We start from the raw sequence: 13,117 nt of genomic DNA, 5'->3' as shown, positions 1-13,117 counted from the left end.
CTTCGTGGGACCTGCGAGAGAGCGTGCCCTGTGGCTGACGTACCTGCCGATCTTGCCGCAGTGTGGCCACGAGTTCTGGAGCAGCTCCTCGGGGAGGGCCGTGGGCAGGGCGTCGAGACGAAGGACGAACACTGGATCCGGCGCTGCCAGCCTCTCGCGCTGGTCGCCGACACCGCGCTGCTCGCCGTTCCGAACGAGTTCGCGAAGGGCGTACTCGAAGGACGGCTCGCGCCGGTCGTGGCCGAGACGCTGAGTCGCGAGTGCGGCCGCCCGATCCGCATCGCGATCACGGTCGACGACTCCGTCGGTGAACAGCCCGTTCCGTCCGCACCCCCCGTACCGCAGCACCGCTACGAAGAGCCCGAGCTGCCGCCGGCCCAGAACCAGGGCCAGAACCAGGCCCACGAGCCGTACGACCCGTACGGCCGCCGGGCGGACGACCACGCGCAGGGCCCCCGCGGGGATCAGTCCCAGGGCGCCCGCGCCGACCAGCTGCCGACCGCCCGCCCCGCGTACCCGGACTATCAGCGTCCGGAACCGGGCGCCTGGCCGCGGTCGCAGGACGAGTACAGCTGGCAGCAGCCGCGGCTCGGCTTCCCCGAGCGCGACCCCTACGCGAACCCGCCCCAGCAGCACGACTACCGGCAGCAGGAACGCTCCCCCTACGAGCCGCAGAACGAGCGCTCCCCTTACGAACAGCAGCAGGAACGCTCTCCCTACGAGCCGCAGGAGCGCTCGCCCTACGACCAGCAACCGGACCGGACGGGATACGACCAGCAGCCGGACCGCAGTGGTTACGACCAGCAGCCGGACCGCAATGGTTACGACCAGCAGGTCGAGCGCTCCGGATACGAGCAGCAGTCGGATCGGTCGTCGTACGAGCAGCAGATGTCCGACCGTCAGGGGCGGCACGGCCGGCACGAGCGCCGCGACCTCAACGACGGTCCGATGGGCGGCCGTCCCGGGCAGGACGGTGGCCGAGGCCGCGGTGTCCCCAGTGGCGCCCCCGGACCGCTCGCCGCGCAGCCCGCGCCGGCGACGGGTCCCGGGGAGCCGACCGCGCGACTGAACCCCAAGTACCTGTTCGACACCTTCGTCATCGGTGCCTCGAACCGTTTCGCCCACGCGGCCGCGGTCGCCGTCGCCGAGGCGCCGGCGAAGGCGTACAACCCCCTCTTCATCTATGGGGAGTCGGGGCTCGGCAAGACCCACCTGCTGCACGCGATCGGGCACTACGCGCGCAGTCTGTACCCGGGCACGCGCGTGCGTTATGTGAGCTCCGAGGAGTTCACCAACGAGTTCATCAACTCGATCCGCGACGGCAAGGGCGACAGTTTCCGCAAGCGGTACCGCGAGATGGACATCCTTCTCGTCGACGACATCCAGTTCCTCGCGGACAAGGAATCGACGCAGGAGGAGTTCTTCCACACCTTCAACACGCTCCACAACGCGAACAAGCAGATCGTGCTCTCCAGTGACCGGCCGCCCAAGCAGCTGGTGACCCTGGAGGACCGGCTGCGCAACCGCTTCGAGTGGGGCCTGATCACCGACGTCCAGCCGCCCGAGCTGGAGACCCGTATCGCCATCCTTCGTAAGAAGGCGGTGCAGGAGCAGCTGAACGCTCCGCCGGAGGTCCTCGAGTTCATCGCGTCCCGCATCTCGCGCAACATCCGCGAGCTGGAGGGGGCGCTGATCCGGGTCACGGCGTTCGCGTCGCTGAACCGGCAGCCCGTGGACCTCGGTCTGACGGAGATCGTCCTCAAGGACCTGATCCCCGGCGGCGAGGACTCGGCCCCCGAGATCACGGCGACGGCGATCATGGCGGCGACGGCCGACTACTTCGGTCTGACGGTGGACGACCTGTGCGGATCCTCGCGCAGCCGCGTCCTGGTGACGGCACGCCAGATCGCGATGTACCTGTGCCGTGAGCTCACCGACCTGTCCCTGCCGAAGATCGGTGCGCAGTTCGGCGGCCGCGACCACACGACGGTCATGCACGCGGACCGCAAGATCCGCGCGCTGATGGCCGAGCGGCGGTCCATCTACAACCAGGTCACCGAGCTCACCAACCGCATCAAGAACGGCTGACAGCAGCAGTCAGACCCCTCTGTACGCCGTCGAAGGGCGCTCCGGGACCACTCCTGGGGCGCCCTTCTTCGTTGCTGTGGGACGGCGCGGCCGGACGGGTTGTTCGATTCCCGTCCCTGGTTACGGGTGTTCTCCACAGATGTGCCGACTTTCTTGCGTCCACACCCTGGGGACTGCCAAGTTGTCCAGACTGTGTCCACAGCGCCCCCTGCTGAATGACCATCAGACCAGGTCAGGCGGCTGTGGATTCGTGGACAAAAGATCTCCACAGGCTGTGGACAAGATCTTCCTCCACAGGGTGTGGGTTTCGTTGTCCACCGTCGACCCACAGGTCAGAGGCCCTTGTGCACAGCTGGGAGCGGCTTCTCCACACGGCTGTCCACTGTTCGGCAACGCAGCGCGCGGAATCACCGTGCCGAGTGAAAGGCGTCACATCGAGGGGTGTGGTTGGGCTGTGGGGAACCGGGGCAAAGCTGGGGACAGCTCTGGGGAGAAGTGGCCCCGGCCTGTGTATCGGGTGTGCAGAACTTTTCCCCGTCCACAGAGAACCCCGGTTGTCCACCGCTCGCGCCCACAGGCCCGGTGGACAAAAAACAGACTCTGACCTGCGAAAAGGCAGTTATCCACGGTTTCCACAGCCCCTACTACTACTCCCAACTAGAGAGAGCTGGGAATCAGGATCGAAGTGGGGGCTGTGCACAACTCGGGGTCCGGTGCCCGACAGCGGGTCGGCACGACTTGACCCCGAGCGGCAACGACTGTCAGCGCCGTACGTCAGACTGTTCCCCGGTGTCCTTCCCATGTGGCGGCTGAGCGACACCGAGTCACACGACGAAGACCGAAGACCAACGCAGGGCGAGAGCAGCCAGCAACAGCAGGAGGCGGCTTACGGTGAAGATCCGGGTGGAACGCGATGTACTCGCGGAGGCAGTGGCCTGGGCGGCGCGCAGCCTTCCGGCCCGACCGCCTGCGCCGGTCCTCGCGGGCCTTCTCCTGAAGGCCGAGGAGGGCGCACTGAGCCTGTCGAGCTTCGACTACGAGGTCTCGGCGCGGGTCTCGGTCGACGCGGAGATCGACGAGGAGGGCACCGTCCTCGTCTCCGGCCGGCTCCTGGCAGACATCTGCCGTGCCCTGCCGAACCGTCCGGTGGAGATTTCCACAGACGGTGTACGAGCGACCGTGGTCTGCGGCTCCTCGCGATTCACACTCCACACCCTGCCTGTGGAGGAGTACCCGGCGCTGCCGCAGATGCCGACGGCGACGGGCACCGTCCCCGGTGAGGTCTTCGCCTCCGCCGCGGCCCAGGTGGCCATCGCCGCCGGCCGTGACGACACCCTGCCGGTGCTCACGGGGGTGCGCATCGAGATCGAGGGCGACACGGTCACCCTGGCGTCCACCGACCGCTACCGCTTCGCGGTCCGCGAGTTCCTGTGGAAGCCGGAGGACCCCGAGGCGTCCGCGGTCGCCCTGGTGCCCGCCAAGACGCTCCTGGACACCGCCAAGGCGCTCACGAGCGGTGACACGGTCACCCTGGCTCTGTCGGGCTCCGGCGCCGGTGAGGGCCTCATCGGCTTCGAGGGTGCCGGCCGCCGTACGACGACGCGTCTGCTCGAGGGCGACCTGCCGAAGTACCGCACCCTGTTCCCGACGGAGTTCAACTCCGTGGCCGTCATCGAGACCGCCCCCTTCGTGGAGGCAGTCAAGCGTGTGGCCCTTGTCGCCGAGCGGAACACCCCGGTGCGGCTCAGCTTCGAGCAGGGCGTGCTCATTCTGGAGGCCGGCTCCAGCGACGACGCACAGGCTGTGGAAAGGGTCGACGCCCAGCTCGACGGCGACGACATCTCCATCGCCTTCAACCCGACGTTCCTCCTGGACGGCCTGAGCGCGATCGACTCCCCGGTCGCCCAGCTCTCCTTCACGACTTCCACGAAGCCGGCGCTGCTCAGTGGCCGGCCCGCCGTGGACGCCGAGGCGGACGACGCGTACAAGTACCTGATCATGCCGGTGCGGCTGTCGGGCTGACGCTCCACAGGGCATGGCCGCCGGGCGTTCGCCTGAGCGGCTATGCCCACAGGTGTGCGTGAGCGTCCGGGTTTAGGCTCGGAACACAGGTGCGGGAGTGCCTCACGCACCACCTCACGCCCCGTCGCAACTTAAGGAACCACCTGATGGAGCTCGGTCTCGTCGGTCTCGGCAAGATGGGCGGCAACATGCGCGAGCGCATCCGCCGCGCAGGCCACACCGTCATCGGATACGACCGCAATCCGGACCTCGCGGACGTCCACAGCCTCGGAGAGCTTGTGGACAAGCTCAAGGGTCCGCGTGTGGTGTGGGTGATGGTCCCCGCCGGCGCGGCGACTCAGGCCACGGTCGACGAACTCGCCGATCTCCTCTCGCCCGGCGACGTCGTGGTGGACGGCGGCAACTCGCGCTGGACCGACGACGAGAAGCACGCCGTCGAGCTGGGTATCAAGGGCATCGGCTTCGTGGACTGCGGCGTCTCCGGCGGGGTCTGGGGCCTGGAGAACGGCTACGCCCTGATGTACGGCGGCACCAAGGAGCACGTCGCCAAGGTCCAGCCGATCTTCGACGCGCTCAAGCCGGAGGGCGAATTCGGCGCCGTACACGCGGGCAAGGTCGGCGCGGGCCACTTCGCGAAGATGGTCCACAACGGCATCGAGTACGCCATGATGCAGGCCTACGCCGAGGGCTGGGAGCTCCTGGAGAAGGTCGACTCGGTGGAGAACGTCCGTGAGGTCTTCCGCTCCTGGCAGGAAGGCACGGTCATCCGTTCCTGGCTGCTCGACCTTGCGGTCAACGCGCTGGACGACGACGAGCACCTGGACAAGCTGCGCGGCTTCGCCGCGGACTCCGGTGAGGGCCGCTGGACGGTCGAGGCGGCCATCGACAACGCGGTGCCGCTGCCCGCGATCACCGCGTCCCTCTTCGCGCGCTTCGCCTCGCGTCAGGACGACTCGCCGCAGATGAAGATGATCGCTGCCCTGCGTAACCAGTTCGGCGGCCACGCCGTCGAGAAGAGCTGATCCACAAAGCGAACCCACAACGCGTCCACGAAGCTCCACGACGAAGTAATCCACACCCGCTCCACACCTTGGGGGAGGTCGGCGAACGACCATGCATGTGACGCATCTGTCGCTGGCCGACTTCCGCTCGTACGCCCGGGTCGAGGTCCCTCTCGATCCGGGCGTCACCGCGTTCGTGGGTCCGAACGGGCAGGGCAAGACCAACCTCGTCGAGGCCGTCGGCTATCTGGCCACCCTCGGCAGCCACCGGGTCTCCTCAGACGCGCCGCTGGTCCGCATGGGAGCCGAGCGCGCCGTCATCCGGGCCGCGGTCCGGCAGGGCGAGCGCCAGCAGCTCATCGAGCTCGAACTCAACCCGGGCAAGGCCAACCGCGCCAGGATCAACCGATCCTCACAGGTCAGACCGCGTGACGTGCTCGGCATCGTGCGCACGGTCCTGTTCGCGCCGGAGGACCTCGCGCTCGTCAAGGGCGACCCCGGCGAGCGCCGCCGCTTCCTCGACGAACTCATCACCGCCCGCTCCCCGCGCATGGCCGGCGTGCGGTCCGACTACGACCGCGTACTCAAGCAGCGCAACACGCTCCTCAAGTCGGCCGCGCTCGCCCGCAGGCACGGCGGCCGGTCGATGGACCTGTCGACCCTCGACGTGTGGGACCAGCACCTCGCGCGCGTGGGCGCCGAGCTGCTCGCGCAGCGGTTCGACCTGATCGCCGTGCTCCAGCCGCTCGCCGACAAGGCGTACGAGCAGCTGGCGCCCGGCGGAGGCCCGCTCGCCCTCGACTACAAGCCGTCCTCGCCCGAAATCGACGGCCACGCGCGCGAAGAGCTCTACGAGCAGCTGATGGCCGCCCTCGAAGCGGCCCGCAAGCAGGAGATCGAGCGGGGCGTCACCCTCGTCGGACCGCACCGCGACGACCTGGTCCTCAAGCTCGGCCAGCTGCCCGCGAAGGGGTACGCCAGCCACGGCGAGTCCTGGTCGTACGCGCTGGCTCTGCGCCTGGCCTCGTACGACCTGCTGCGGGCCGAGGGGAACGAGCCGGTGCTCGTGCTCGACGACGTCTTCGCGGAGCTCGACGCGCGGCGCAGGGAGCGTCTCGCCGAGCTGGTCGCCCCCGGCGAGCAGGTTCTGGTGACGGCCGCGGTGGACGACGACGTGCCGGGCGTCCTGGCGGGCACGCGGTACGCGGTGTCCGAAGGAACGGTGGAGCGGATATGACCGAGAACACATCCGGCGACGCCCCCCAGAAGGCCCCAGAGCCGTCCGGCGTCGACCTGGCGCGCGTGGCCCTGCGCGCCGCGAAGGAGCAGGCACGCGCGCGTGGAGTGGCCGACCAGCAGAAGAAGCAGGCCCGGCGAGGCGGCGGACTGAGGTCCGGGGCGCGCGCCGACGGCCGCGACCCGGTCGCGTTCGGCGCGGCCATCAACCGTCTGATCACCGAGCGCGGCTGGGAGGCGCCGGCCGCTGTCGGCGGTGTCATGGGCCGCTGGCCGGAGATCGTGGGCGAGGACCTCGCCAAGCACTCCGAGCCCCTGAAGTACGACGAGGACGAGCGTGTCCTGACTGTCCAGTGCGACTCGACGGCCTGGGCGATGCAGCTGCGTTACCTGGCTCCGACGCTGGTGGCGCGGCTCAACGAGGACCTGGGGCACGGCACCGTACGGCTTCTGAAGATCCTTGGGCCCAACGCTCCCGCCCGTCGCTTCGGCCCCCTGCGTGCCCCAGGAAGCAAGGGTCCCGGCGACACCTACGGGTGAGTCGGGGGAGCTGCCGACCGGGGGTTGACACCCGGTTGACGCTCGGAAGCGCTGAGTGCCGCTGTGAGCCTCTTGGAGCCCCGGGACGCATATGGGGAGTCGGCAGAGGCCGGTTCAGGGCGGCACATGCGGACTCAGGTACCGGCAAACCCCCATCACTGTCGGCGCTACCGGTAGACTGAGAGTTAATCCCGCCCCACTTGTGGGACGCACCGAGCAACGCTGACTATCGCTGAACGACGCAGCCGCTCCGGCCACCGCCAGAGTTTGGCTTGTGCTGTGCCAGAAAGGGCGCTTCGTGGCCGATTCCGGCAACCCCAACGAGAACATCCCGTCCACTGCCGCCGACGCCGTCGGCCAGGCCCCGGCAGAGGTCAATCAGTCCTCCGGCGAGGTGACCCCGGCCTACGACGCCAGCGCCATCACAGTCCTCGAGGGTCTGGACGCGGTCCGCAAGCGGCCCGGCATGTACATCGGTTCGACCGGTGAGCGCGGCCTGCACCACCTGGTGCAGGAGGTCGTCGACAACTCCGTCGACGAGGCGCTGGCCGGCCACGCGGACACGATCGACGTGACGATCCTGCCCGACGGCGGTGTGCGCGTCGTGGACAACGGCCGCGGCATCCCGGTGGGCATCGTCCCGTCCGAGGGCAAGCCCGCCCTCGAGGTCGTGCTGACCGTGCTGCACGCGGGCGGCAAGTTCGGCGGCGGCGGCTACGCGGTCTCCGGCGGTTTGCACGGCGTGGGTGTCTCCGTCGTCAACGCGCTGTCTATGAAGGTCGCCGTCGAGGTCAAGACCGACGGCCACCGCTGGACCCAGGACTACAAGCTGGGCGTCCCCACGGCCCCGCTCGCGCAGCACGAGGCCACGGACGAGCACGGCACGTCGGTCACCTTCTGGGCCGACCCGGACATCTTCGAGACCACCGACTACTCCTTCGAGACGCTGTCGCGGCGCTTCCAGGAGATGGCGTTCCTCAACAAGGGTTTGAGGATCAAACTCACCGACGAGCGTGAGTCGGCGAAGGCCGTCGCCGGGGCGGACGAGGCGGGCGCCGACGAGAAGCCCGAGGTCAAGGCCGTCGAGTACCACTACGAGGGCGGCATCGTCGACTTCGTGAAGTACCTCAACTCCCGCAAGGGAGACGTGGTGCACCCCTCCGTCATCGACCTGGAGGCCGAGGACAAGGACAAGCTCCTGTCCCTCGAGGTCGCGATGCAGTGGAACAGCAGCTACACCGAGGGCGTGTACTCCTTCGCCAACATCATCCACACGCACGAGGGCGGTACTCACGAAGAGGGCTTCCGCGCCGCGCTGACCTCGCTGATCAACAAGTACGCGCGCGACAAGAAGCTGCTCCGGGAGAAGGACGACAACCTCACGGGTGACGACATCCGCGAGGGTCTGACGGCGATCATCTCGGTGAAGCTGAGCGAGCCGCAGTTCGAGGGCCAGACCAAGACCAAGCTGGGCAACACCGAGGTGAAGACCTTCGTCCAGAAGGTGGTCTACGAGCACCTGAACGACTGGCTGGACCGTAACCCCGTCGAGGCCGCGGACATCATCCGCAAGGGCATCCAGGCGGCCACCGCGCGCGTGGCGGCCCGCAAGGCCCGCGACCTCACCCGCCGCAAGGGCCTGCTGGAGTCGGCGTCCCTGCCGGGCAAGCTCTCCGACTGCCAGTCGAACGATCCCACCAAGTGCGAGATCTTCATCGTCGAGGGTGACTCCGCCGGCGGCTCGGCCAAGTCCGGCCGTAACCCGCAGTACCAGGCCATTCTGCCCATCCGAGGCAAGATCCTGAACGTCGAGAAGGCGCGGATCGACAAGATCCTGCAGAACCAGGAGATCCAGGCGCTGATCTCCGCCTTCGGCACCGGAGTCCACGAGGACTTCGACATCGAGAAGCTCCGCTATCACAAGATCATTCTGATGGCGGACGCCGACGTCGACGGCCAGCACATCAACACCCTGCTGCTGACCTTCCTGTTCCGCTTCATGCGGCCCCTCGTCGAGGCCGGCTACGTGTTCCTCTCGCGCCCGCCGCTCTACAAGATCAAGTGGGGTCGTGAGGACTTCGAGTACGCGTACTCGGACCGTGAGCGCGACGCCCTGACGGAGCTCGGCCGTCAGCAGGGCAAGCGGATCCGCGAGGACTCGATCCAGCGCTTCAAGGGTCTCGGCGAGATGAACGCCGAGGAGCTGCGCATCACCACGATGGACATCGAGCACCGCGTGCTCGGCCAGGTCACCCTCGATGACGCCGCCCAGGCGGACGACCTGTTCTCCGTCCTGATGGGCGAGGACGTCGAGGCGCGCCGCTCGTTCATCCAGCGCAACGCCAAGGACGTCCGCTTCCTCGACATCTGAGTCGGTCTCAGCTGACCGCATCAGAAAGGATCTTGACCAGCAATGACCGACGAGAACACTCCCCCCACGCCTGAAGAAGGCGTCGAGATCAGCGTCAGCGTCGAAACGGTGCCCGAGGAGGGCGCCCAGCGCATCGAGCCCGTCGGGCTCGAGACCGAGATGCAGCGCTCGTACCTCGACTACGCGATGTCCGTCATCGTGTCGCGCGCCCTGCCCGACGTACGGGACGGCCTCAAGCCCGTCCACCGCCGCGTCCTGTACGCGATGTACGACGGCGGCTACCGGCCCGAGAAGGGCTTCTACAAGTGCGCCCGCGTCGTCGGCGACGTCATGGGCAACTACCACCCGCACGGCGACTCCTCGATCTACGACGCCCTGGTCCGCCTGGCCCAGCCGTGGTCGATGCGTATGCCGCTGGTGGACTCGAACGGAAACTTCGGCTCCCCGGGCAACGACCCCGCCGCCGCCATGCGCTACACCGAGTGCAAGATGGCGCCGCTGTCCATGGAGATGGTCCGTGACATCGACGAGGAGACCGTCGACTTCACGGACAACTACGACGGCCGCTCCCAGGAGCCGACCGTCCTGCCGGCCCGCTTCCCGAACCTGCTGATCAACGGCTCCGCGGGCATCGCGGTCGGCATGGCCACCAACATCCCGCCGCACAACCTGCGCGAGGTCGCCTCCGGCGCCCAGTGGTACCTGGAGAACCCGGAAGCCTCGCACGAGGAGCTCCTGGACGCGCTCATCGAGCGCATCAAGGGCCCGGACTTCCCGACCGGCGCCCTGGTCGTGGGCCGCAAGGGCATCGAGGAGGCGTACCGCACGGGCCGTGGCTCCATCACGATGCGCGCGGTCGTCGAGGTCGAGGAGATCCAGAACCGCCAGTGCCTGGTGGTCACCGAGCTCCCGTACCAGGTCAACCCGGACAACCTCGCGCAGAAGATCGCCGACCTGGTGAAGGACGGCCGCGTCGGCGGCATCGCCGACGTGCGCGACGAGACCTCGTCGCGCACCGGCCAGCGCCTCGTCATCGTCCTGAAGCGCGACGCCGTCGCCAAGGTCGTCCTGAACAACCTCTACAAGCACACCGACCTCCAGACGAACTTCGGCGCCAACATGCTGGCGCTCGTCGACGGCGTGCCGCGCACCCTCTCCCTGGACGCCTTCATCCGTCACTGGGTGAGCCACCAGGTCGAGGTCATCGTCCGCCGCACGAAGTTCCGCCTGCGCAAGGCCGAAGAGCGCGCCCACATCCTGCGCGGCCTCCTGAAGGCCCTGGACGCCATCGACGAGGTCATCGCGCTCATCCGGCGCAGTGACACCGTCGAGATCGCCCGCGAGGGCCTGATGGGCCTCCTGCAGATCGACGAGATCCAGGCCAACGCGATCCTCGAGATGCAGCTGCGCCGACTGGCCGCCCTGGAGCGCCAGAAGATCGTCGCCGAGCACGACGAACTGCAGCTCAAGATCGACGAGTACAACGCGATCCTGGCCTCCCCGGAGCGCCAGCGCCAGATCATCAGCCAGGAACTCGGGGCGATCGTCGAGAAGTTCGGCGACGACCGTCGCTCCAAGCTGGTGCCCTTCGACGGCGACATGTCCATTGAGGACCTGATCGCCGAAGAGGACATCGTCGTCACCATCACGCGCGGCGGCTACGTCAAGCGCACCAAGACGGTCGACTACCGCTCGCAGAAGCGCGGCGGCAAGGGCGTACGCGGCACGAAGCTCAAGGAAGACGACATCGTCGACCACTTCTTCGTGTCGACGACGCACCACTGGCTGCTGTTCTTCACGAACAAGGGCCGCGTCTACCGCGCGAAGGCGTACGAGCTCCCGGACGCCGGCCGTGACGCGCGCGGCCAGCACGTGGCCAACCTGCTGGCCTTCCAGCCGGACGAGGCGATCGCCGAGATCCTCGCGATCCGTGACTACGAGGCGGCCCCTTACCTGGTCCTCGCCACAAAGGGCGGCCTCGTGAAGAAGACCCCCCTCAAGGACTACGACTCGCCCCGCTCGGGCGGCGTCATCGCCATCAACCTCCGCGAGACGGAGGACGGCTCCGACGACGAGCTGATCGGCGCCGAGCTGGTCTCCGCCGAGGACGACCTGCTGCTCATCAGCAAGAAGGCGCAGTCCATCCGTTTCACCGCAACGGACGACGCGCTGCGCCCGATGGGCCGCGCCACATCCGGTGTGAAGGGTATGAGTTTCCGCGAGGGCGACCAGCTGCTCTCGATGAATGTCGTCCGGCCGGGTACGTTCGTGTTCACCGCCACCGACGGCGGGTACGCGAAGCGGACCGCCGTCGACGAGTACCGCGTCCAGGGTCGCGGCGGCCTCGGTATCAAGGCCGCCAAGATCGTGGAGGACCGCGGATCGCTCGTCGGCGCGCTGGTGACCGAGGAGACCGATGAGATCCTCGCCATCACGCTGTCCGGCGGTGTGATTCGTACGCGAGTCAACGAGGTCAGGGAGACGGGCCGTGACACCATGGGCGTCCAACTGATCAACCTGGGCAAGCGCGATGCCGTGGTCGGTATCGCTCGTAACGCCGAGGCCGGTCGCGAGGCGGAGGAGGTCGACGGTGACGTCATCGTCGACGAGGCCGTCGAGGTCGAGACGGCTGTCGAAACGGACGAGGGCACGGAGTCCACGGCCGAGTAGCGCGAGGAGTGAGTCATCGTGAGCGGAGCCACGGGCGCCGGATCGACCGGTACGGAAACGGACGGCGGCCGTGGCCCCGCCAATGACTCGAACGACTCGCCCGAGTCTCATGGATCCCAGGGGGGAACTGTGACGGACACCCGAGGTCCGCAGACGCAGCAGTACGCGGCCGGCACGGACGGGGCGCTGCCCGGGGAGCGGCAGCAGCCCCCGCAGTCCTCGCAGCCGTACCAACCGCCGCAGGCCTACCAGGCGGCTCCGCCGGCCGGAGCGGTCCGCAGGCCGCGCACGGGGGCCCGCACGACGCCTCGTACGCGCAAGGCGCGCCTGAGGGTCGCCAAGGCCGATCCGTGGTCGGTGATGAAGGTCAGCTTCCTGCTCTCCATCGCGCTCGGTATCTGCACCGTCGTCGCGGCCGCGGTGCTGTGGATGGTCATGGACGCCATGGGCGTCTTCTCGACCGTCGGCGGCACGATCTCCGAGGCCACCGGCTCGAACGAGTCCAATGGCTTCGACCTTCAGTCGTTCCTGTCGCTGCCGCGCGTCCTGATCTTCACGTCGATCATCGCGGTCATCGACGTCGTCCTCGCGACGGCGCTGGCCACGCTCGGCGCGTTCATCTACAACCTCTCCGCCGGCTTCGTGGGCGGCGTCGAGCTGACCCTCGCCGAGGACGAGTAGCAGCCGAGCGGCAGCCGTTACGGCCGCCGCTCCGGTCGCCGTGACACATGTGGAGCGCATTCCCTGACGGGGTGCGCTCCACAGTCCTTTTGGCCGATGGAGCGGGGTCCCAGCTATCGATTTTGGGACTGGCCGGGTCGTGCGCTAATCTTCAGAGGTCAGCGCGCGGGACACACACCGCAAAGCGCGGCGGGGCTATAGCTCAGTTGGTTAGAGCGCATCCCTGATAAGGATGAGGCCACAGGTTCAAATCCTGTTAGCCCCACAGAAGCAGTACATGAAGATGAGGTCTTCTCCCCCTGGTGGGAGAGGGCCTCTCTTCGTTTTGGCGTCCTTGTTGACTCGCCGCGCCGGGTAGGCCTGGATGCCGTCCATGACAGTGCGGGTGTCCAGCCGTCCGTCGACTTCGACGGCTGTCAGGTGATCCCCTGATCCCTGCTGGTGGTGATGCATCCGCCGACCGCGGCAGTTCCGATCCGGCCGCCCTGCTTCACGCTCAGGGCGGTGG

At 68.0% G+C, this 13,117-nt stretch carries 8 protein-coding genes and 1 tRNA gene; all 9 read left to right on the top strand.

What is annotated here, in order from left to right; genetic code table 11:
* Positions 1-30 precede the first annotated feature (30 nt).
* The 9 genes from dnaA to ACZ67T_RS09740 all read left to right on the top strand — a co-directional run bounded on the left by dnaA (position 31) and on the right by ACZ67T_RS09740 (position 12,874).
* Positions 31-2,088 carry a chromosomal replication initiator protein DnaA gene (gene dnaA / locus ACZ67T_RS09780; protein WP_469982831.1) on the top strand — a complete coding sequence of 686 codons (2,058 nt, stop codon included), beginning with the start codon at positions 31-33 and terminating at the stop codon, positions 2,086-2,088.
* Between the two features lie 891 nt (positions 2,089-2,979).
* Positions 2,980-4,110 carry a DNA polymerase III subunit beta gene (gene dnaN, locus ACZ67T_RS09775; RefSeq protein ID WP_116512073.1) on the top strand — a complete coding sequence of 377 codons (1,131 nt, stop codon included), beginning with the start codon at positions 2,980-2,982 and terminating at the stop codon, positions 4,108-4,110.
* 146 nt (positions 4,111-4,256) lie between these two features.
* Positions 4,257-5,132, top strand: coding sequence for a phosphogluconate dehydrogenase (NAD(+)-dependent, decarboxylating) (gene gnd, locus ACZ67T_RS09770; RefSeq protein WP_469982830.1), 876 nt, complete (start codon positions 4,257-4,259; stop codon positions 5,130-5,132).
* 91 nt (positions 5,133-5,223) lie between these two features.
* The gene (gene recF / locus ACZ67T_RS09765; RefSeq protein ID WP_469982828.1) at positions 5,224-6,348 is read left to right on the top strand and encodes a DNA replication/repair protein RecF; all 1,125 of its coding nucleotides are present in this window, start codon (positions 5,224-5,226) and stop codon (positions 6,346-6,348) included.
* Positions 6,345-6,887, top strand: a complete 543-nt coding sequence (locus ACZ67T_RS09760) for a DciA family protein (RefSeq protein ID WP_100597235.1) — start codon at positions 6,345-6,347, stop codon at positions 6,885-6,887. Before recF ends, ACZ67T_RS09760 begins: the two co-directional genes overlap by 4 nt.
* A gap of 274 nt (positions 6,888-7,161) precedes the next feature.
* Complete coding sequence (gene gyrB, locus ACZ67T_RS09755) at positions 7,162-9,258, top strand: DNA topoisomerase (ATP-hydrolyzing) subunit B (protein WP_469982827.1); 2,097 nt, start codon at positions 7,162-7,164, stop codon at positions 9,256-9,258.
* A gap of 42 nt (positions 9,259-9,300) precedes the next feature.
* A complete protein-coding gene (gyrA, locus tag ACZ67T_RS09750; RefSeq protein WP_469982825.1) occupies positions 9,301-11,928 on the top strand; it encodes a DNA gyrase subunit A in 2,628 nt (875 codons plus the stop codon).
* Between the two features lie 18 nt (positions 11,929-11,946).
* Positions 11,947-12,609: a DUF3566 domain-containing protein gene (locus tag ACZ67T_RS09745; protein ID WP_469982824.1), complete on the top strand. Its 663-nt coding sequence runs from the start codon at positions 11,947-11,949 to the stop codon at positions 12,607-12,609.
* Between the two features lie 191 nt (positions 12,610-12,800).
* Positions 12,801-12,874: transfer RNA gene (locus ACZ67T_RS09740), tRNA-Ile, on the top strand.
* Positions 12,875-13,117: the final 243 nt, after the last annotated feature.

The sequence above is a fragment of the Streptomyces sp. NPDC107517 genome (genome assembly GCF_055582645.1).
The sequence above is the reverse complement of the archived record's forward strand: the minus strand, read 5'-3'. Positions and strand labels throughout refer to the sequence as shown.

Bases quoted from the DNA above. Each gene is read 5' to 3' on its own strand.
- gnd (WP_469982830.1), top strand. From the start codon at position 4,257: ATGGAGCTCGGTCTCGTCGGTCTCGGCAAGATGGGCGGCAACATGCGC.
- recF (WP_469982828.1), top strand. From the start codon at position 5,224: ATGCATGTGACGCATCTGTCGCTGGCCGACTTCCGCTCGTACGCCCGG.
- ACZ67T_RS09760 (WP_100597235.1), top strand. From the start codon at position 6,345: ATGACCGAGAACACATCCGGCGACGCCCCCCAGAAGGCCCCAGAGCCG.
- gyrA (WP_469982825.1), top strand. From the start codon at position 9,301: ATGACCGACGAGAACACTCCCCCCACGCCTGAAGAAGGCGTCGAGATC.